Source organism: Oscillibacter sp. GMB15532 (assembly GCF_041020825.1).
In the GTDB taxonomy this organism is placed as follows: Bacteria; Bacillota; Clostridia; order Oscillospirales; family Oscillospiraceae; genus Oscillibacter.
This window is the reverse complement of record NZ_JBEVTO010000011.1, coordinates 94,692-113,957: the sequence shown is the minus strand read 5'-3', so window position 1 is coordinate 113,957 and position 19,266 is coordinate 94,692. Positions and strand designations below refer to the sequence as shown.

At 57.3% G+C, this 19,266-nt stretch carries 17 protein-coding genes; 3 read left to right on the top strand and 14 right to left on the bottom strand.

Features of this window, described 5'->3' with window-relative positions:
- Window positions 1-7 precede the first annotated feature (7 nt).
- The 3 genes from ABVS15_RS13355 to ABVS15_RS13345 are packed head-to-tail and all read right to left on the bottom strand — an operon-like array spanning window position 8 to window position 3,602.
- Window positions 8-2,263: a DNA internalization-related competence protein ComEC/Rec2 gene (locus ABVS15_RS13355; RefSeq protein ID WP_369284177.1), complete on the bottom strand. Its 2,256-nt coding sequence runs from the start codon at window positions 2,261-2,263 to the stop codon at window positions 8-10.
- The gene (locus ABVS15_RS13350; RefSeq protein WP_369284176.1) at window positions 2,260-2,481 is read right to left on the bottom strand and encodes a helix-turn-helix domain-containing protein; all 222 of its coding nucleotides are present in this window, start codon (window positions 2,479-2,481) and stop codon (window positions 2,260-2,262) included. The genes ABVS15_RS13355 and ABVS15_RS13350 overlap by 4 nt, the downstream gene beginning before the upstream one ends.
- A 32-nt stretch (window positions 2,482-2,513) precedes the next feature.
- Window positions 2,514-3,602: a DUF3048 domain-containing protein gene (locus ABVS15_RS13345; RefSeq protein ID WP_369284175.1), complete on the bottom strand. Its 1,089-nt coding sequence runs from the start codon at window positions 3,600-3,602 to the stop codon at window positions 2,514-2,516.
- Between the two features lie 154 nt (window positions 3,603-3,756).
- Here ABVS15_RS13345 and ABVS15_RS13340 point away from each other — a divergent pair, with 154 nt between their 5' ends.
- Window positions 3,757-4,305, top strand: a complete 549-nt coding sequence (locus tag ABVS15_RS13340) for a DUF4364 family protein (protein WP_369284174.1) — start codon at window positions 3,757-3,759, stop codon at window positions 4,303-4,305.
- A 144-nt stretch (window positions 4,306-4,449) separates the two neighbouring features.
- Here ABVS15_RS13340 and ABVS15_RS13335 read toward each other — a convergent pair whose 3' ends face one another.
- The 3 genes from ABVS15_RS13335 to ABVS15_RS13325 form a co-directional block, all read right to left on the bottom strand.
- Window positions 4,450-5,565 carry a DHHW family protein gene (locus tag ABVS15_RS13335; RefSeq protein ID WP_369284173.1) on the bottom strand — a complete coding sequence of 372 codons (1,116 nt, stop codon included), beginning with the start codon at window positions 5,563-5,565 and terminating at the stop codon, window positions 4,450-4,452.
- Window positions 5,566-5,576: 11 nt separating this feature from the next.
- Complete coding sequence (locus ABVS15_RS13330; RefSeq protein ID WP_369284172.1) at window positions 5,577-6,971, bottom strand: MBOAT family protein; 1,395 nt, start codon at window positions 6,969-6,971, stop codon at window positions 5,577-5,579.
- A gap of 69 nt (window positions 6,972-7,040) precedes the next feature.
- Window positions 7,041-7,520: a DUF4358 domain-containing protein gene (locus tag ABVS15_RS13325; RefSeq protein WP_369284171.1), complete on the bottom strand. Its 480-nt coding sequence runs from the start codon at window positions 7,518-7,520 to the stop codon at window positions 7,041-7,043.
- Between the two features lie 291 nt (window positions 7,521-7,811).
- On the opposite strand from ABVS15_RS13325, the gene ABVS15_RS13320 reads away from it, so the two are divergent.
- A complete protein-coding gene (locus tag ABVS15_RS13320; RefSeq protein ID WP_369284170.1) occupies window positions 7,812-8,837 on the top strand; it encodes a low specificity L-threonine aldolase in 1,026 nt (341 codons plus the stop codon).
- A 48-nt stretch (window positions 8,838-8,885) separates the two neighbouring features.
- Here ABVS15_RS13320 and ABVS15_RS13315 read toward each other — a convergent pair whose 3' ends face one another.
- Window positions 8,886-9,458 (bottom strand): N-acetylmuramoyl-L-alanine amidase, encoded by a 573-nt coding sequence (locus ABVS15_RS13315; protein WP_369284169.1) that lies wholly within the window; start codon window positions 9,456-9,458, stop codon window positions 8,886-8,888.
- A 205-nt stretch (window positions 9,459-9,663) separates the two neighbouring features.
- Window positions 9,664-11,496 carry a methyl-accepting chemotaxis protein gene (locus tag ABVS15_RS13310; RefSeq protein WP_369284168.1) on the bottom strand — a complete coding sequence of 611 codons (1,833 nt, stop codon included), beginning with the start codon at window positions 11,494-11,496 and terminating at the stop codon, window positions 9,664-9,666.
- A gap of 212 nt (window positions 11,497-11,708) precedes the next feature.
- Between ABVS15_RS13310 and ABVS15_RS13305 the strand changes: the two genes are divergently transcribed.
- Complete coding sequence (locus tag ABVS15_RS13305; RefSeq protein WP_312614982.1) at window positions 11,709-11,957, top strand: helix-turn-helix transcriptional regulator; 249 nt, start codon at window positions 11,709-11,711, stop codon at window positions 11,955-11,957.
- Window positions 11,958-12,206: 249 nt separating this feature from the next.
- Here ABVS15_RS13305 and ABVS15_RS13300 read toward each other — a convergent pair whose 3' ends face one another.
- The 6 genes from ABVS15_RS13300 to ABVS15_RS13275 form a co-directional block, all read right to left on the bottom strand.
- Window positions 12,207-13,964 (bottom strand): ABC transporter ATP-binding protein, encoded by a 1,758-nt coding sequence (locus tag ABVS15_RS13300; RefSeq protein ID WP_369284167.1) that lies wholly within the window; start codon window positions 13,962-13,964, stop codon window positions 12,207-12,209.
- The gene (locus tag ABVS15_RS13295) at window positions 13,964-15,721 is read right to left on the bottom strand and encodes an ABC transporter ATP-binding protein (RefSeq protein ID WP_369284166.1); all 1,758 of its coding nucleotides are present in this window, start codon (window positions 15,719-15,721) and stop codon (window positions 13,964-13,966) included. Before ABVS15_RS13295 ends, ABVS15_RS13300 begins: the two co-directional genes overlap by 1 nt.
- A complete protein-coding gene (locus tag ABVS15_RS13290) occupies window positions 15,714-17,195 on the bottom strand; it encodes an ABC transporter ATP-binding protein (RefSeq protein WP_369284165.1) in 1,482 nt (493 codons plus the stop codon). The genes ABVS15_RS13295 and ABVS15_RS13290 overlap by 8 nt, the downstream gene beginning before the upstream one ends.
- Before the next feature lie 10 nt (window positions 17,196-17,205).
- Window positions 17,206-17,943: an energy-coupling factor transporter transmembrane component T gene (locus tag ABVS15_RS13285; protein WP_369284164.1), complete on the bottom strand. Its 738-nt coding sequence runs from the start codon at window positions 17,941-17,943 to the stop codon at window positions 17,206-17,208.
- The gene (locus tag ABVS15_RS13280; protein ID WP_369284163.1) at window positions 17,943-18,545 is read right to left on the bottom strand and encodes an MptD family putative ECF transporter S component; all 603 of its coding nucleotides are present in this window, start codon (window positions 18,543-18,545) and stop codon (window positions 17,943-17,945) included. Before ABVS15_RS13280 ends, ABVS15_RS13285 begins: the two co-directional genes overlap by 1 nt.
- Window positions 18,546-18,607: 62 nt before the next feature.
- On the bottom strand, window positions 18,608-19,222 hold the full coding sequence (locus ABVS15_RS13275) for a TetR/AcrR family transcriptional regulator (RefSeq protein ID WP_369284162.1): 615 nt from the start codon (window positions 19,220-19,222) through the stop codon (window positions 18,608-18,610).
- Window positions 19,223-19,266 lie beyond the last annotated feature (44 nt).

The following is a 19,266-nucleotide window of genomic DNA, read 5'->3' as shown; positions in this document are numbered from 1 at the left end:
ATCTCTCTCACTTTACAGAAATATGAATGTTTCCCTGCCGGTCCGTCCGATAAACGGCCGCGCCCGCCTTTGCCAGACGGCGCAGTGCCTCGTCCGAAGGGTGCCCGTAGTTATTTCGTCCCGCGCTGACCACGCCGATTTCCGGCTTCACCGCCTCCAGCAGCTCCTCTCCCGTGGAGTATTTGGAGCCGTGGTGGCCCACAATTAGGGCCTCAATATCAGGCAGAGGGTAGGCGGCAAAAAGCTTTTCCTCCGTCCGGGCGTCCATGTCGCCGGTGATGAGCAAATCAAAGTCCCCGGCGGTACACAGCAGGGCAAGGCCGCTGTCGTTGTCGCTGCCGGTGCCCACGGGCGGATACACCGTTAAAACACTGTTTCCAATGGTCAGCGTCTGCTTCTCCGTCACCAGCTCCACCTCCGCGCCGTGGCTTTCCGCCGTCTCTGTCACCCATTCCCGCAATCCCGCGTCGTCCCATTTGTCCGGGAGCAAAACCGTTCCCACCCGCAGGCGGTTCATCAGGTCTGCCACACCGGAAACGTGATCGTAATCATAATGGCTCAGCACCAGATAGTCAAGTCTTCGGCAGCCCATGCTGAGAAGCTGGTCGGCGGCGTCCCCTCCCGCGCCCTTCCAGCTGGCTGAAGAACCGCAGTCCATCAGGGCAAACTGCCCTCCGGAGGCCATGGCGGTGCAGCTTCCCTGCCCCACATCCACCGCCACAATGTCCAGCGTGCCCCATGAATAAAAAAGCCTGCCCAGTTTCACCGTCACCGTCAGGGACAGCGCCGCCAGCATCGCCGCCACCACATATTTGCGGCGGGACTTTGGCTTTCCCAGATACGCCCCACCGAACAGGAGGTAGAAGTATACCAGCCAGTATTTCAAAAATGGGTTCGTGTAATACAGCGCGTGGTACGGAATTTTTGACAGAGTCCCCACCACCGCCAGCACATAAACGATCAGGCCTCTTGAAACCAATGCCAGAAGCCCGGCGGGCGCCATCCACACAAACGACAGCAGGACAGAAATCAGACCCGCCCCGAAAATAATGCTCACCGCCCACAGGCACAGGAGGTTTGAAAGGGGCGAGACGAGCACCAGAAAGTTGAAATAGTACGCCGACAGAGGCAGGGTAAATACCAGTGAGCCGCAGGTGGCGGAAAAGCTGGCGGAGATCGTCCGAACGATCCGCCCCCGCTCCCTGTCGCCCAGCAAAAAGCGGTTTAGCCCCGGCGTCAGCCACAGCATGCCGGCCACCGCGCCAAAAGAAAGCTGAAGCCCGATGGATGCAGCGGCAAAAGGATTTTGGAGTAAAATCAGCAGCAGGGCAAAGCTCAGGGCCGTAGGCGAATCTCCCTCCCGTCCGCTGGCGGGAGCGATCAACAGCAGAGACAGCATCACGCAGGCCCGCACCACGGAGGGCCGCGCTCCCGTGAGCAGCGCATAAAAAATCAGGACCGGAATAGCCACACACGCCGCCGTCCGGCGGTGCTTCTTTCCAACCAGCGCCAGCGTCATCGCCGCCAGAAAGGAGCAGTGCAGGCCGGACACCGCCATAATGTGGTAGATGCCCGCCTCGCTCAAATCCGTCCCCGCCGCTTCGCTCAGCAGCGTGGCGTCTCCGGTGAGAATGGCGGTCATAAAGCCCGCCGCTTCGCCGGGATACAGCTCCGCAATGTTCTCCCGCATGGCCTGCCCCATCCGGGCGGGCCACCACCTAGGCGAGGACGCGCTTCCCTCTCCATACACCGCTTCTCCCCTGCCGTAGGCCAGAAGAAATACGCCCCGGGAGGTAAAGGTCGTCACCTCGTCGTCCTGCATCCTCGCGGCACTTTTCAGCCGCAGGTCGTCCGTCACCGTTTGTCCCGGAACCAGCTCCAGCAGCGACGTGTCCCCGTAATACACAGCCCGCACGCCCCGAAGGTCCGCAATGTTCGGACGTACCGTGACCTTTGCACCGTAAGCCGTCGCACTCGGATATTCCGTCAAAACCATGGTTACTTTCGCTATCTCCCGCTCTGCCAGCGCCTCCGCCGGGGCCTGCACCAGCAGGACAAACGCCCAATTGTATCCCAGCGCAACGGACAGGGCCGTGCAGATCAAAACCGCCCGATACCGCACCGGTTCCCGCAGGAAAAGCGCCAAAACGCCAAGGCCCAGTGCCGCCGCCGAAACGACCAGCAGCAGCCGGTTCGGCAGAAGATACTGCGCCAGAAAAATCCCCGCGGCAAAGGAGGCCGCCCACGTCGCCAGCTTCCTCATTTTTTTCCGGGGGGCGAGGGCCGGTCGGTCCGGCCCAGCAGATAATCCGTGCTGACGCGGTACAGCTCCGCCAGCGTAAGCACCGCCCAGACGGGAATCTCCCGTTCCCCGCTTTCATAACGCCGATAGACGCTGCGGTGCATATTCAAATACGCCGCGACAGCGGTTTGGGTAAGGTCGCGGTCCTCTCTCAGCTCCCGAATGCGCCTGAAGTACATGGCCTCACCTCACAATGCGGATCGTTCTGCGGTTACGAAGCTTCCACAGCCCCGGTTTTCGGACTGATGATGCACACATAGCTGTTCCCCCGCTCCAGATTCAACGGCGTTCCGCCCTGCGTGGTATAGACAAAAGGGCTGTTCCGGTTTGCCCTGCTCCAGCGGATGGGAATGGTTTTCCCTCCGCAGAAATACGCGCCGTCACCCTCTCCGGTAGTCCTCACTTTCATCCGCCCGTAGGAATCCCCGGAAATCACGGAGATATTTGTCTCCAGCACCAGCAGGTTTGTCACCGCCACTTGATCTCCCGTACCCCCGTCCACATACGCCGCATCATACTGCGCCGCAAGGTATTTGCGGCTTTGTGCGTCATACTCAAAGGTCCCGGTTTTGTAGACCGAGAACTTTACCCGGACATGCTCCGCCGGTTCGCCGTTGAGGGGCGTTGCGTCGTCCACAAACTTCTGACCGTAGGTATATCCGGATTTGTGCTCCGTGGAAAAGCGGCCCTGCGCAAGATACTCAAGGATGTTCTCTCCCGAGGTAATCATGCTGTGCTCATAGCCCATGGTCTTTTTCCGTTCCTTGTCCCGCCAGAAAATCTCCGCGTCGGACCCGCCGTTCACCCCGTCCATGTTGTCCACCTTCCATGCAGACAGGTCGGAATACGCCTCGGGGCTACCCCCGGCGTGGACGTACAGCGCGTCGTGGCCCAACGCCAGCTCAATGTAATAGGGTCGGCTGGAGCGGACGCTGCCAAGCTCCCCCACCTGTGCCCCCTCCAGCGTCTGGTAAAGGGCCAGCATCCGGGTAATCCCTCCCTCGGCGGTGACCTCGTAAATAACGTCGGCCAGCGAAGATCCTAACTGTGGCTGGGCCTCCTTGAGATTGTTCAGCATCACCGCCACGGGCCGCAGCGTTTCATACTCCGGCTCCATGGGAAGCCCTGTCAGGGGGTTGGTCCCGGAGGGTACATAGGGCGCCGGCTCTTCCAGTACTTCCGGCGCTTGGACAGAAACGGCTGCGGACGACTCTGCCGGAGCAGGAGGTTCTTTTCCACCGCAGGCGGAAAGGCTGATCACGGTCAGAGCCGCGCACAGGAGCGAAAAAAATCGTTTCAACGGATGTGCCGCCTTTCGTCAGCTTTTTCTATATCATCCCACCCCGGAGCCGCTCCGTCAAGTCATTTTGTAGGTTTGCTCTGTACAAACGGGTCGAAAACGGCTATAATGGTTCGTAAGAAATAGCGCCCCAGCGGCGCAGGGAGGTGGCCCCATGGCCGGACACGGCTTTATTCACGATCATCTGGAGATTAAATTTCTCATTTTGTACATCGCCGCCCGGGTTATTGAGCCGGTGCCCTTTGACGCGGTGCTGGAGCTGACGTTGTGCGACGATGCGATTGACTATTTTGATTTTTCAGACTGTCTTGCAGACCTTGTAAAGACAGAACACTTGACACTTTCGGACGCCGGTCTATACGCCATTACCGAAAAGGGCCAGCGGAACAGCGAAATTTGCGAGTCTAATTTGCCCTATTCCGTCCGCCTGCGGTGCGACAGGAATCTGGCGGACTACAACCGCCGCCTACGGCGTAAAAGTCAGGTGCAGGCCACCTCCGTCCAGCGGCCCAACGGGACATGGACGGTGAACCTGTCTCTATCCGACGATATGGGCAGCATAATGGATATGGAGTTGATGATGGTGCGGGAGGACATGGCTAAGGCGGTTGAAAAGCGATTTCGCCAAAGCCCGGAGCGGCTGTACGGCCAGATTGTGGACCTGCTCCTCTCCGACGGGCAGGATGAAAAAAGTGAGAAATAAGGGAACAATGGAAGGGGCTTGAGCAGCAATCTCAAGCTCCTTCTTTTTCTTCGTCTGTTGCCCCAACTTTCCCTAAAACAGCGAAAGTGGATATTACGGGACATGATATGGGAGCGGCGCGGTATCACCGCACCGCTCCCACTTTTATCGGCTCAAAAATACAAGATTTTTGTCCGTCACAAAATTCTGAACGCTGTAACTCACCACAATGCCGTCCACCCCGTTTTCCCGGGCATACTCCGCCGGGGAAAGGCGGTAATACCGCAGGTCCAGCAGGTGTACCTCCGCAAAGGTCTGAGACAGGAACGGCGCCATGGCGTCGGCATAGGAGTCCCGAATCAGCAGAATTTTGCGGTCCGTGGCAGCGTCTGGATTTCTGACGACGCACACCGGCCGGTTGCCTCCCAAAAACGAGGAATATTTGTCCTTCTTCATAAGATACGAGCGGTCATACAGCGGCAGGCGCTCTTCTCCGCCCTCCTGCGGAACACTCACCGTCACACTCTCTCCCGGCACGTAATACTCCATAGTGTCCGGCATCAGCCAGTGAACGCCGGATGTGGAATACAGGGTTCCGTTAAAGTCTTCACTGACCGTTTCCAGTGTAAAGGAATCAAGACTTACAGCCGCTTCACCCAAAGCCTCACACAAGGCGACATAGCCATAATAAGCCCCCAGGCTGGTCCAGTGGTGGTCCGTGCGGTAGAAAAGCTTCTCCGCCGCCCGGTCTTGAAGCGCAGAGAGATACTCCACTCCTAAAAGCCCCGTTTCTTCCAGCGCCCTTTGGATAAACGCGCTCTGGTTTGGAACCGGCGCACCGGCGGGAAGTCTGTCCGCCCAGATTTCCGACGCGGTGGGAATCAGCCCCAGATACACCGGAACCTCCGCCGTCTCCGCCAATGCGGAGACATAGCCCAGATTTTTTTCTGCCTGCTCTCCCGGCTCGTCGCCCCAGTCAATCAGGGTCTCCCCGCACAGGTACACGCCCCGGAATTCCGACTTACCCAGAAGCTGCTCCGCCCGGGCTTTCAGCCCTGTCCAGCCATCCCGCCCCGGAAACTGGTCGGCAATATAGTCCTCCGCATCCGTCATAAACGTTCCGTCCGCAACGCTGGCTGCGGTGAGGTCCGGGCGCTTTGCCAGCGTCCGGTTTTCCGTCTCGGACCACAGCCGATCCGGCAGCGCCAGATGCAGCGCGCCCAGGCCGCATAAAAATGTGCAGAAAAGGACGGAGAGGAACATGCCGTACCTTTTTGTCACGTCCTCACCTCCTAAAAGCGGAAATACAAAAATGGATTGTAGCTGTTGTCCACGAGGTACGCCGTACACACCGTCAGTCCCACCAGCATCAGCAAGGGCGCGGCAATTTGTCTGGCCCGCTCCGGCAGCCGCGCCCACAGGCGCAGGCCCAGCGTGGTGGATGCAAGGGCCAGAATCACGAGGGTTAAGCCGTAGCTCCTCAAAAAATACCCGTCCCCCGCGCTCCACAGCATCCCGCCGCCAAAGCAAATTTTCAGATACGCGGCGCACCGGTCCAAATCCTCAATGGCAAACAGGCCCCAGCCCACGGCGGCGATGATCAGGGTATACATCCTCTGCACCGTCACGGGCGCGCGGCTGAGTGCGCCCCCCAGCACGTATTTCTCCAGAATCAGCCACGCGGCGAAGTATTCGCCCCAGAGGAGGAAATTCCAGCTTGCCCCGTGCCAGATACCCGTCAGCGTCCAGACAATCAGGATATTCCGCAAGGTCTTCCATGTCCCGCCCCGGTTGCCGCCCAGGGGGATGTAGACATACTCCCGGAACCACCCGGTCAAAGACATGTGCCACCGCCGCCAGAACTCCGTGACGGATTTGGCAAGATACGGATGGTCAAAGTTTTCGGGAAAATGAAAGCCGAAGATATACCCAAGGCCAATGGCCATGTCGGAATAGCCGGAAAAATCGAAATAAATCTGGAGAGAGAACGCCGCCAGCCCCAGCCAGCCTCCCGCAGCCGTCAGCGTGCCGGCGGACTGGGCCGCCAACTGCGTCTCCCACAGCACGCCCACGGCGTTTGCCAGCAGCACCTTTTTTGCAAGGCCCACGGTGAACCGAAGTGTACCCCGGGCAAAGCCCTCCGCCGTAGAGCGGCGGGAATTCAGATCCAGCGCCACCTGCTTGTATTTCACGATGGGTCCCGCGATGAGCTGGGGAAACATGGTGACAAAGGTCCCGAAGGCCACAACATTCCTCTGCACCGGCGCGTCTTTGCGGTACACGTCAATGGTATAGCTCATGGTCTGGAACGTGTAAAAAGAGACGCCAATGGGCAGATGCACATTCAGGTCTGGCAGGGCAAGGCCCGGAATCAGCGAGAGATTCGCCGCAAAAAAATTATAGTACTTAAAAAAGCCCAGAATCAGCAGATTGAAAATGACGGACTGCGCCACAAACCACCGGGCCTTTTTATCCTCGTGCCTGTATTTTTCCACCAGGATCCCGTGGGTATAGTCGATGGCGGTGGACAAAAGCATAATGAGGACGTAAATCCCCTCTCCCCAGCCGTAAAACAGCAGACTCACCGCCAACAGCACCAGATTCCGCCACTTCAATGGGACGGCAAAGTACAGCGCCAGCGAGATGGGCAGATAAAAGAACAAAAACACAGGACTGCTGAATACCAATGCGGCGCCTCCTTTCTATATGCAGAGAAATGGCCGCGGCTTGAAACCGCGACCGTACAGCGCCGCCGCTCAGGACGCGAACAGCGCATTATAAGCTTCGGTCAGCTCCTCCTGATGCTCCCCGGATACAATCAGGGCGGCATAACTTCCATTGACGGACACCTGCGCGTTTTCCCATGTCTCAATGGTGCTGGGATACCATGCCCCGCCGTCCACCTGATCGTCCACCCGCTGCTGGAGGATGGCCTTGGCGGCCTGCGCGTCCTCGGGGGAATTGCACTCCATCAAAACCAGCTCCTCCGCCGCTGCGCTGATCATCACCGAGCGGGCAACAAACTGCTTTGTCTCAATGTCTTTAAGCCCCGGATAGTAGATGTCCAGCACGTCGTCGGGCGTCTCCGCCATGCTTTCGTTGTCCCAGCCCAGCGTTTCCGCCATGGAGTTGTAATAAGAGGTCAGGTCCGGATGCTTGTCCCCGGTTTCGCCGCAGGCGGTCAGCCCCATCATCAGCACAAGCGCCGCCAGAACAGGAAATAACAGCTTTTTCATGGCAATATAACGTTCCTTTCATTTTCCGGCCGCAGCCGGAAGTCTCACTTTGTAAACGGATCAAACGGAAAAAATGTTCCCGTCATAATGCTGGATTTTCTCAGCCACAGCCCCGATGGCGGAATGGCGTTCGTTCTTGATTTTTTTGCTTTCCAGAGGTATGATAGCAGAAACGGCAGGCGATTTCAATGGATATTGCTGCAAAGGATGCATCTGCCCTCAATCACGAAAAACAGAACCCCCACCAACCGCCTGCGCACCGATTTTTTAATCATAGGAAAGAGGAACTTTATGTACAGCTTCCGCAACGATTACAGCGAAGGCGCACACCCCGCAGTGCTGAACGCCCTGACCGAAACAAACGAAGAACAGACCCGCGGCTATGGTCTGGACCCCCGCTGCGCTGCGGCGGCAGAAACAATTCGCACTCTGTGTGGCGCACCGGAGGCCGACGTGCATTTTCTCGTGGGCGGCACGCAGGCAAACATGCTGGTGATTCACACACTGCTCCGCTCGTTTGAGGCGGTGATTGCGGCGGACACCGGCCATGTCTCCACCCACGAGACGGGCGCGGTGGAGATCACCGGGCATAAGGTCTGCACTGTCCCCTCTCCCGACGGGAAGTTGACCCCGGCGCTTGTGCGGCAGGTGCTGGACGGACACGATGGCTCGGAGCACATGGTCCATCCCAAACTGGTTTACATCTCCGACACCACAGAGGTTGGCACCGTCTACACAAAAGCGGAGCTTTCCGCCCTGCGGGAATTTTGCCTTGAGCGGGGGCTGTACCTGTTTTTGGACGGCGCGCGCCTTGGCTCTGCCCTGACGGCAGAGGGCAGCGACCTTACGCTTTCCGACCTGGCGGCGCTTACCGATGTGTTTACCATCGGCGGCACCAAAAACGGCGCACTGTTTGGCGAGGCCGTGGTTCTCTCCGGCGGCTGCAAGGCATCGGACTTCCGGGCCTATATGAAGCAGCGGGGCGCCATGCTGGCAAAAGGCCGTCTGCTGGGTCTTCAGTTCTCCGCCCTGCTGGAAGGGGGACTGTATTTTGATCTGGCCCGCCACGCCAACGAGATGGCGCAGCTTCTGCGCCAGGGGATTGCGGCGCTGGGCTATGGCTTTGCCTCCGACTCCCCCAGCAATCAGATTTTCCCCATATTCCCCGACGCGGTGGTAAAGGGTCTGGAGCGGGGCTATGAGTTTGAGTACAACGGTCCCGTCGGGGACGGCCTCACCGGCATCCGTCTTGTGACCAGCTGGGCCACGCCCCGGGAAGCTGTGGATCGGTTTTTGCAGGATTTGGCCGCTCTTTAAGCATATAAAACTCCCCCTGCCGGCATATGGCAGGGGGAGTTTCTTTCTTTAGGAGGCAAAGCCGAAATACCGCATGATGCCGTTGTAAATGCCCTGCGCAAACTGATATTGGTTATCCCGCAGCTTCTCCATATCGGAGGGATTGGACACATACGCCATCTCCACCAAAATGGAGGGCATATTGGTCCTGCGCAGAACGTACAGGGACGGCCTTGCGATCACGCCGTTGCGTTTTGTGCCGACGGCGTCCACGATCCCGTCCAACACAGCCTCTCCCAGCCAGTTGGACTGGGTGTAAAGCTGATAGATGTAGACCTCGGTGCCGTTAATTGCGGGGTTGGGGTTTGCGTTGACGTGGATGCTGATAAAATAATTGGCGGGCCACTCGTTGGCCATGCGCACCCGCTCTGCAAGACTTGTGGAGTTGTTGGTGCCAAGCACCGTTTCGGGCGTTGGCCGGGACAGGCGCGCTTCAAAGCGGGGGTCGCTGTTGAGCATCTCCGCCAGATACACGCCCACCTGATACGTAACGTCCTGCTCGTCAAGCCCGTACCAGGACGCGCCGGTATTGTGATAGCCCGTCGGATTGTGCCCCTGGTCAATAAAGATCTTGATTGCCATGCTAACACTTCCTGTTCCATGATGAGGTAATATCCCTGTATCAGCATCATATTCACCTCCGGGGCGGGAAGTGCGAATCAGCGGGACCGGACTTTTCACCCTCCCTCGTCTCTCATGGACGCCGGAAAAGCGGAGGGAGGCAAATTCTGCGGATTCGCCTCCTGTCATACGGATACGCCGTCCGCGTGTCAGCCGCATTTTTCCGTTAATATTTTCCCGCGGACAATTCCACACGTGCGTCAGAATTTTCTTTCGCTCTGCCCCGCTGTGCTTCACCGGGTTCGTCCCCATCGTCTTTGCCGCGGGGCTCCTGCTCCTCCCCTTCCCACAGCCTGAATTTTTGCACCTCCTGCCGCAGGCTGACTGCCTGCGCGGACATCTCCTCGCTGGTGGCGGAGTTTTCCTCCGCCGTGGCGGCGTTGGTCTGCACCACGGAGGAAATTTGGGAGAGCCCCTCCCGAATCTGCTCAATGGCTCCGGTCTGCTCGGAGATGGACCGCTCAATTCTTCCGAAGCTTTGCGTGGCCTCCCGTGCTGCGGCATCCATATCCTTGAGAATCTGGGCGGTCTGATTCGTCAGTTCCGTCCCCCGGGCAACCGTGGACACAGAGTTTTCAATCAGCTCCGCCGTCTGCTTGGCTGCCTCGGCGGATTTTGCCGCAAGGGTGCGCACCTCGTCTGCCACCACCGCAAAGCCCTTGCCCGCGTTACCTGCCCGGGCTGCTTCAATGGCGGCGTTCAGCGCCAGAATATTGGTCTGGAAGGCGATGTCCTCGATGACCTTGGTGATGCTGGCAATCTGGCTGGACGCGGAAGCCACCTCGGCCATGGCCTCGGTGAGCTGCTCCATGTGCCGGTTTCCGGCAGTGACGCCTTCGTCGGACTTGCGGATGGACTTTGCCGCAGAATCCACCATGTCCAGATTTCCCCGTGCCTGATCCGAGATGTGCTCCACTGTGGCGCCCAGCTCCTCTACGGCGGCGGCCTGCTCTGTGGAGCCGCTGGCCAGCGCCTGTGCCCCGGCGGAAACCTGCTCGGAACCGGTAGACACCTGCTCCGCCGCAAGGCCTATATTGCTGAGCGTATCGCTGAGCTTGTCCCTCACCTTCCGGATGTTGTCCAGCATGGGACGGTAGTCGCCCACGTAGCTGTCCTGCGCCTGAGAATCCAATGCAAAATTGCCGCCGGCAAACGCCTCCAGTCCCCGGGAAAGGTCGTTGATGATTACTTTCAGCGTGTCGGACATCTTACGTGAGGATTCGGCCAGCACGCCGATTTCATCTCTGGAATCCACATTGATATGGACGTCAAGATTTCCCTCAGACAGCCGTTCCGTGGCCTCCACCACCATACGAATGCGCCGGGACAAATTCCGGGCCAGCAAAATCCCGATCAACACCGCCAGCACCACACCGATTGCGATGGCCACGGCCATGACAACCTCGGTCACCTTCACCTGCCGGTCCATTGTCTCAACCTGCTCGACAATATATGTGTTGTTATAGTCAATGGCTGCGGCGATACTTTCGTCAACCGCCGTGCGGTACGGAGCAATCTCCCCGGTCAAAACGGCATAGCCCTCCATCCAGTTATCAACATCCATTGCGGGTCCGCTTACAAATTCATCCCGTATTTTCTGAAACGCCTGAAGTCTTGACTCTATCTCGGCAATCAGCGCCGCCTCTTTTTCAACCTCAAGTGCGTCGTAGGTAGCCAGCATTTCCTTGTAGTCCGCAAGCCCCGCCTCAATCTCCGCGTCGATTTCAGAAAGCTCGGTCCGGACCTCCTGCTTTTCCTTTTGCGTTTCCACCAGCAAAATCTTGTAAAGGTTGCCCCGGACCTTTTGGTTTCCCGCGCTGATTTTTTCAAGGCATTCCAGCGCGGCTGTGGTATCCTGATAAGCGGTCTTATAAGACGCGTCCACACCCTCCAGGCTAAAAATCCCAATCGCGCCGATGATGCCCGCAATCAGCGCCACAATTAAAAATCCCCCCGTGATCTTCGACGCAATTTTTAAATTTTTATACCATTTCCCCATATATTTTTCCTCCTTCTCTTTTTTTAAAGTTGTTTCCGTTCATTCATTGCGCCGCAACGGCGCGTTGTCTTTTGTTAACTCGCCTCTTTTCTTTTTAGATGTGTGCTTTCCTTAATTTTGGAATGCATGCATTCCAATTTTATCATATACAATACGATAAAATCAACAAAAGTATTTAAAGGATTTTTAAATACTTCCGGAAGGGGGCTTTTATGTCGGAGAAACTCAAACAGGACATTTCCATGGGAACCAATTTAAAGCGGCTTCGAAAACACGCACGGCTCTCTCAGGAGCAGGTCGCCGCAAGCCTTGAGCTGATGGGCTTATCCATCAGCCGGGAGGTTCTTTCGCAAATGGAGCGGGGCCGCTACAATATCAGAGTGAGTGTCCTGCTTGCCCTGAAAGAGCTTTATCATGTGGAAAGCTTTGATGAATTTTTTCAGGATCTGCGCCTGAAATAGCCCCGCTTCGCCGCCGTTCCTCACCGGCGTCCCTGCGGGCTCCGGGATATGAGCAAGACCGTCCGCTGTATGCATGCATACAGCGGACGGTCTTATTTTCCGGCAGTGGGTCTGTCAATGCATTTGAATACACACAGGGCCCCATAGCAATGAGTTCCCGGCACAAACCGGTGCTGCCGTTGATATTTGAATTTTAATGGCCGCCTCCCACCGGCTCCGGCTTTCGGCTTGCGGCAAATACCTGCTGATTCACATAACGGACTGTGCCGCCGTTCGACCCAGCTTCCAGCCGATGGACTGCTCGCGCATGCCGATAAAGTCTGCGTAGCGCCCTCCCTGTTCCATCAGCTCGCTGTGGGTCCCCTTTTGGGCGATGCGCCCGTTTTCTATCACGACAATCTGGTCCGCGTTCCGGACAGTTTTCAGCCGATGGGCAATCATGATGACGGTTTTGGACTTTGTAAGCTCCGCAATCGCCTGCTGAAGCAGCCACTCGTTTTCCGGGTCTACGTTGGCGGTGGCCTCATCCAAAATGATGATGGGGCTGTCCTTGATGATCGCGCGGGCGACGGAAATGCGCTGCTTTTCCCCGCCGGAAATGCTGGCTCCTCCCTCTCCGATTACCGTGTCATAGCCGTGGGGCAGCGCCATGATAAAATCGTCGCAGCAGGCGCGGCGCGCTGCGGCGCGCACCTCCCCCAGCGTGGCGTTTGGCTTGCCAAAGCGGATGTTGTTGGCAATAGTGTCATTAAACAGGTATACATTCTGGAATACCATGCCGTAGTTTCGCAGCAGGCTGTCCAGCGTGTATTCCCGCACGTCCCGTCCCCCCAGCGTGATTCTACCCTCGTTTACATCCCAGAATCGGATGATGAGGTTGCACAGGGTGGTCTTTCCTCCGCCCGAGCCGCCCACGATGGCAAGCGTAGAGCCCTGCGGAATATCGATGCTCACACCGTCGATGATCTTCCGCTTATCATAGGAGAAGCCCACGCCCTCCACTGTAATATTCGTATTCTCCGGGGCAATGTCCGCTCCATCCTCATCCATCACCGGCATATTCAGCGTGGCGTTGATGTTGTCAATGGCCAGCGCCGCCGTACGCATGAGGGCAGACATATTGCCGCCGGTAGCCAGCTCGTTATAGACCATGGCCGATGCGATGCACATCATCAGCGCGTTTTGCAAGGACATGGAGCCATCCAGATAAAACGCGATGGAGCACCCGACAATGGCAAGCCCCGCAAGCTTTGTGACAATCCCCTGCACCGACATCAGCGGGATGAAGGCCCGCTCCATCCGGTAGGAAACGGTGTTTTCCTCGTCGATGGCGTCGGATACCTTTTTGTTGGCGTCGCCGCTTAGGTTATAGGACTTGATTACCGCGATGCCCTGCACATACTCCAAGATAGCCTCCACAGCACCCTCCACGGATTTCAGCTTGCGTCCGCTCATCACCTCGCCCGCCTTGTGCATCCGGCTGTTCACAAGAAGGAACAGCAAAAAGCCCGCCAGTGTCACAAGCCCGATGCGCCAGTCGAATGCGAACAGCATGAGCGTGATTGCCGTCGTGGTCATCAATCCCTGCACGGACAAAACCATACATCGGGTCAACGTCTCCTGAAGGCTTTCGCAGGTATTGGTGGCGACGTTTGTAATCTGGCCCAGATTGCGCTGATTAAAAAAGCCCATGGGCGCGTAGCGCAGCCGTTCGGCAAGACGGATGCGCGCGCCCGCCGCCGTGGTGTAGCCCGCCCGAGTCTCCAGTTGGATGGAGAAGCAGTTGCAGAAATACGCACCCAGCATCCCTGCCAACACAATACCCATAGAAACCCACGCGGTTTTTTTGCTTGCACTGCCGTCCAGAATCGCACCCAGCGCATAGGCCGCCGCCAGCAGGGAAAACGCATTGAAAAAACTCTGGAAAAAGCCAAACACGAGTGCTGCCATCATTTTTTTGCGCTGATCCCCCGCAAAATCAATAAATTTTTTGATGTAGCCAAACATTACCGCACCTCCAAGGCGTCTTTTGCGCCGATATGAGTCTCCCACAGCCGACGGTACAGGCCGCAGTCCTCCAGCAGCGTTTCATGGGTGCCCGCCGCTTCAATTTTGCCTCCGTTCACCAGGATAATCTGGTCGGAGTCCGTGATGGTGGACAGGCGGTGAGCCACCACGATCAGGGTCTTGCCCTCCACCAGCTTTGCCACCGCGCTTTGAATCACCGCCTCGTTTTCGGGGTCGGTATAGGCGGTGGCCTCGTCCAAAATCACGATGGGCGCGTCCTTCAGCATAGCCCTTGCAATAGCCAGCCGCTGCCGTTCCCCGCCGGAGAGATGTCCGCCCGCACTGCCCGCTACGGTGTCATAGCCGTTTTCAAGCTGCAAAATAAAGTCGTGACAGCCGGCGGCGCGGGCACAGGCCTCCACCTCGGCGTCCGTGGCTGCGGGGCGGCCCTTGCGGATATTTTCGCGCACGGTTTCGTTAAACAGGAAATTATCCTGCGAGACATAGGCAATCATGGTGTTAGTCTGCTTCAAGGGAATTTCTCGGATGTCCGTGCCGCCGATGGAAATGCTGCCATAGGTGACGTCCCACATGGAGGCAATCAGACGGGCAATGGTGCTTTTCCCGCTGCCGGAGGGGCCAACCAGCGCGTTTACTGTGCCCTCCCGGAAGGTGAAGTCCACCCCGTGGAGCACCTCTACATCTCGATAAGCAAAGCGCACGCCCTTTCCCGAGATGTCAAACTGGCTGAGCGCCGCCGCCTTTTCCGGTCGCTCCAGCTCCTCTTCTTCCAAAATCTCGTTAATCTCCCCCACAATGGTGCTGATTTTCCCAAGGTCGTCCGAATAGCTCATGGCACCAATGAGGGGCGTCATCATGCCGAAGCTGAGCACCACAATCATTACAATATCATTCACGGCCAGTGTTCCCTGCAAATAATACAGTACGCAGGCGGGCAGAACGCTCACCAGCACCGAGGGGATAATCACCATGGCGGCGGAGAAAAAGACCTGGGTATCCCGCATCCAGTCGATGGCGGAGTGGGCGGAATCATGAACTGCGTCGGTAAATTTCTGATAGGTCTTGGCGGTCTGGCTGAAGGTTTTGATGACCTCAATGCCGTTGATGTATTCCACGGCGACGGCGTTGAGATGCTTGCCGGAATTGACATACCGGCTGAATTTTCCCTGATAGCCCACCATCATCCCCGTCATGGCCAAAAGACCCACCGGCAGCGTGACAAGGGACCAAAGCCCCACCCGCCAGTCCAGAATGAGGATGTAGACGAGAATAACCACCGGGGCCATAAGCTTGCTGGTCATCTCGGGCACCAGATGCGCCAGAGTCGGCTCGATACTGTCCACCCGCTCGACAATCAAGTTCTTCGTCTCGCCGCTGGGGCGGTCCATCACCCGCCCCATGGACATGCGCGCAAGCTTTTCGCACATCCGCTTGCGCACGTCCGCGATGACGGTAAACGTGGCCTTGTGGGAAACAGTGGTGGATACTGCGTGCAGCAGATAGCTTGCAATCCAGAACACGGCCGCCACTCCCAGCCACTCGGCGTAAGCTCCCATTGCCTGCTCCTTTGCAATCAGAAGCGTGACAATCCGGCTGACGGCGTAATAGGGCACAATGGCACACAGCACTTCCAGCACCGCCGTGAGCACCGAGACAGCGTAGTTCCCCTTGTAGGGCGCCGCCCACTCAAAGAGATAGGAAAAGGGCCCCCTCTTTGTTTGACTTTGTTCATCCATGTAAAATCTCCATCCTTTCTTCCCGGTCAAAATAGCGGCGCAGCTTTTGCTGCCCCGCTTCGTCCAGCGCATACTGCTCCACCGCCCGGCCACGTTCCAAACGCAGCACATAGTCGCAGCAGCGGACAATCAGCTCCGGATCGTGGGTAACGATCAACACGGTGGTTTTTCCACCCAAGGCTCTCAAAAGCGCAGCGGTCTTCTCCATATGATAAAAATCCAACCCGCTGGTAGGCTCGTCAAACACCAGAAATTCCTTCCCTGCCAGCAGCGCGGAGGCAATGGCAACCCTTTGCTTCTGCCCGCCGGACAAAGACATCGGGTGCCTTTCCCACAGGGCTGTCAGGGCCAGTGCGTCCATGATCTTCCAAAGCCCCGTCTCGTCCGTCCCGGACATGCCGAGACGCAGCTCCTCCTCCACGCTTTCGCAGAAAAGCTGATGGTTCACATCCTGCATGACAAGGTAGCTTTTTTTCAGCATCTGCCTGCGGGAATAGGTTTTTCCCCCGCAGACGCACACGCCGCCAAAGCCCCGCTTCAAACCGCACAGGCACTGTGACAGCGTGGATTTTCCCGCACCGTTGCCGCCCACCACCGCAATTACGCCGCCTTTCGGCAGTTCGGTCTCGGCAATGTCCAGCGCCAAAGGCTCCCTGCCCCGATAGCAATGGAGAAAGTTCTTCAGTAAAAATGTCTCCTCGGGGCAGGGCCGCGTCCGCTCATTGCGAATATCGGCAAGCGACAGGGCGCGCAGGCCAAGGCTTTGCAATTTTTCCGGCGAAAAGCGGCAAAACTCCGCCATGGGCAGGTCGTATTCCACCTGCCCGTCCCTTAGATACACCGCCCGGTCACATAGGTCCGTCAGCCAATGAAGCCTGTGTTCGGCAATCACAATCGTTTTGCCCTGCGCCTTCCACAGCCGAAGCGTGTTTTTTAAATCCCCGATTGCGCGCATGTCCAGATTGGAGGTCGGTTCGTCCAGAACAAAGACCTCCGGTCCCATGGCGGATACGGATGCGCAGGCAATTTTTTGCTTTTCACCTCCGGACAATTGAAAAATGCTCCGTCCTAGCAAGTCTTCCGCGCCCATCTCCAGAGCGGAACGCGCTGTCCGCCGTTCAATCTCCTCGGGCGGCAGGCCCAGATTTTCACACCCGAAGGCCAGCTCTCCAGTGGTATCCACGCAGAAAAACTGGCTGCGCGGGTTTTGAAATACACTGCCCACCAAACGCGCTGTGTCATACAGCTCGGACTCTGCCACGTCAAGGTTTCCAATCCGGACACTGCCGGAAAGCGTTCCCTCGTAAAAGTGGGGAATCAGGCCGTTCATCAGCCGGGTCAGCGTGGTTTTCCCGCAGCCGGACCTGCCGCACAGCAGCACGCACTCTCCCCGTCCGATGCGCAGGTTGACGCCGCACAAAGAGCCTGAATCGGCGTTTTCATATTGAAAGCCGACATTTTTTAGTTCAATCATGGTCTGCTCCTCAAATTACGCCCAGATAGGAAAGCCCCACGGCTGCAAAGCAGCCCCCGCACAGGGCAATCACCGCAATATCCTGCATTCCAAATCCGATGCGGCAGATGTTGGTGCGCCGGGTTTCGCCTCCCAGACCCCGGGTCAGCGCCGCAGCAGACAGCTCCTCGCCGATTTTTGCCGAGCAGGTCAACAGGGGTACCAAACGGTATTCCAGCATTTTCCCGGGGCTGCCGCCGCCAAAGCTGATGCCCCGCATCCGCATGGCAGCGTTGATGGCGGAAAACTCCTCTCCCACCGTCGGGAAAAAGCGAAACATCACGGACATGGGTATCGTAATTTTCTCGCTGACATGCATGCGCTGCATGGCGGCGGTAAACTCGCTCACCGTGGTGGTGGAAACGACATACGCCCCCAGCGCCACGCCCGGCATCACCCTACTGAAAATACCCACGCTGCCCAGCAGCAAAAAATAGAAAAAACCGGATAGGCGGGGCAGCAGCAGAACGGCCGCCAGATTGGCGGCTGCATAGACCGACAGATAGATTGCCGCCGCCCGATACTTCCCCGCCGTCAAAAACAGCGCCAGCACCGCAAGGCAAAGGACCGGCACCAGAAACGGCAGCCTGTCACCCCCCAGTCCACCCAGAACAAATGCGGAAACTGTGATGAGCATCAAAAGCTTCGTGCGGGGGTCCAATATCAGTCCCCGCCGCTGTCTGCTTGTCTGAAGAATGCCCTTGCCCATCAGGCAATCCCCGCCTTGATAAAGTGCTTTTTCAGCATGGCCCGGCCCAGCAGCCCGCCCAAAACGCCGAATACAAAGCAGCAGACCAGCAGCACCGGATTCATCACGGGAGGGAGCAGCGCCGTCAGCGCCGCCTCATAGTCCGCGCCAAACTCCGCACGGGTGGCAAAATAGCCCTCGGGATTCATAAACAGGGGGATAAAGTTGCCCCAGAGCCAGATGTGGAAAAATCCGCAGACAAGCACGGAGCTGCGCGCCCGGCTGTAATTTGCCCGCTTCCACAAAAGCTCCGCAATCAGACCGGAGACAAGTGCCACCGGCAGCGCATAAAAGCCCATGCCGGTCAACGCCATCATAATGCCCATGATGGCGCTCATAATGAGAATCATGCCGAATTTTTTAACCTTGGTTAAAAACAGCATAAAGGGAATGCCGCCTACAAGCGGCCCGATGACGCATAAAAGCGGCATCATCACCGGTATGTAGCCCGTCATGGCAAGCGCCATGATCATCACGAAATAGATGGCCGAATAAATACCTGTGTTAATCAGATCTTTTCCGGTCAGGCGTCCGGAACTTGCGCGGGAATGAAGCGTAGACATCACAAAAACCTCCTGTTAATTTCAGCCGCACGGTTAGTAATAGCTAACTTTTGTCTAAAAAATTAAGGCGCAAGCCTTAATAATTCCTGCCAGCCGGCCATGCTGAAGCGCTTGGCGCTGTCCAGCACGGCGACGGCCTGTTCATATGGCAGGTCATGGGATACGCATTCCACCAGGTATTGAAATCCGGAGGTGGAGATAATGTGCAGGAACATATCCTCGATTCGCCGCCCGCTTTTTCCAAAAGCGTCGCAGTAAACACGGTAGGCATGCTCCTCCACGGCAATCAGCTCCTCCAGATACGAGGCCCAGCGCGTGCCCTCCGAACGGCAAAAAATCAGACGGAACGCCTCAAAATGCGCGTAAACATACTCCAGCATCCAATCCGTTCCCGAATATGCCGTTTTCTTCATATGGACAAAGGTTAGCTTGGGCAGGGCCTCCTGGACTTCGGTGTGAATTTTGCGGAATCGGTCCAGCATCTCTTCCGCAGGAGCCTGCACCAGCGCGTCAAACAAAACCGCCTTATTGGAAAAATGGTTGTACATCGCCCCGGTGGTCACGTCCGCCGCCTGCGCAATGCGGCGGATATTGGCGCTCTGATAGCCGCATTCCATAAATTCCTGCTTGGCGCATTCCAGAATGCGCGTTCGGGTCATCTGTGAATTCACACTCATTTCATCGGCACACCCTTACCAAAACTGATAACAATGTTATCACT

What these genes read in the sequence shown, in the direction of transcription:
- ABVS15_RS13340 (WP_369284174.1), top strand. Translation starts at nt 3,757, where the DNA reads ATGGCCGGACACGGCTTTATTCACGATCATCTGGAGATTAAATTTCTC.
- ABVS15_RS13295 (WP_369284166.1), bottom strand. Translation starts at nt 15,721, where the DNA reads ATGGATGAACAAAGTCAAACAAAGAGGGGGCCCTTTTCCTATCTCTTT.
- ABVS15_RS13315 (WP_369284169.1), bottom strand. Translation starts at nt 9,458, where the DNA reads ATGGCAATCAAGATCTTTATTGACCAGGGGCACAATCCGACGGGCTAT.
- ABVS15_RS13355 (WP_369284177.1), bottom strand. Translation starts at nt 2,263, where the DNA reads ATGAGGAAGCTGGCGACGTGGGCGGCCTCCTTTGCCGCGGGGATTTTT.
- ABVS15_RS13290 (WP_369284165.1), bottom strand. Translation starts at nt 17,195, where the DNA reads ATGATTGAACTAAAAAATGTCGGCTTTCAATATGAAAACGCCGATTCA.
- ABVS15_RS13305 (WP_312614982.1), top strand. Translation starts at nt 11,709, where the DNA reads ATGTCGGAGAAACTCAAACAGGACATTTCCATGGGAACCAATTTAAAG.
- ABVS15_RS13350 (WP_369284176.1), bottom strand. Translation starts at nt 2,481, where the DNA reads ATGTACTTCAGGCGCATTCGGGAGCTGAGAGAGGACCGCGACCTTACC.
- ABVS15_RS13320 (WP_369284170.1), top strand. Translation starts at nt 7,812, where the DNA reads ATGTACAGCTTCCGCAACGATTACAGCGAAGGCGCACACCCCGCAGTG.
- ABVS15_RS13310 (WP_369284168.1), bottom strand. Translation starts at nt 11,496, where the DNA reads ATGGGGAAATGGTATAAAAATTTAAAAATTGCGTCGAAGATCACGGGG.
- ABVS15_RS13300 (WP_369284167.1), bottom strand. Translation starts at nt 13,964, where the DNA reads ATGTTTGGCTACATCAAAAAATTTATTGATTTTGCGGGGGATCAGCGC.
- ABVS15_RS13285 (WP_369284164.1), bottom strand. Translation starts at nt 17,943, where the DNA reads ATGGGCAAGGGCATTCTTCAGACAAGCAGACAGCGGCGGGGACTGATA.
- ABVS15_RS13275 (WP_369284162.1), bottom strand. Translation starts at nt 19,222, where the DNA reads ATGAGTGTGAATTCACAGATGACCCGAACGCGCATTCTGGAATGCGCC.
- ABVS15_RS13280 (WP_369284163.1), bottom strand. Translation starts at nt 18,545, where the DNA reads ATGTCTACGCTTCATTCCCGCGCAAGTTCCGGACGCCTGACCGGAAAA.
- ABVS15_RS13325 (WP_369284171.1), bottom strand. Translation starts at nt 7,520, where the DNA reads ATGAAAAAGCTGTTATTTCCTGTTCTGGCGGCGCTTGTGCTGATGATG.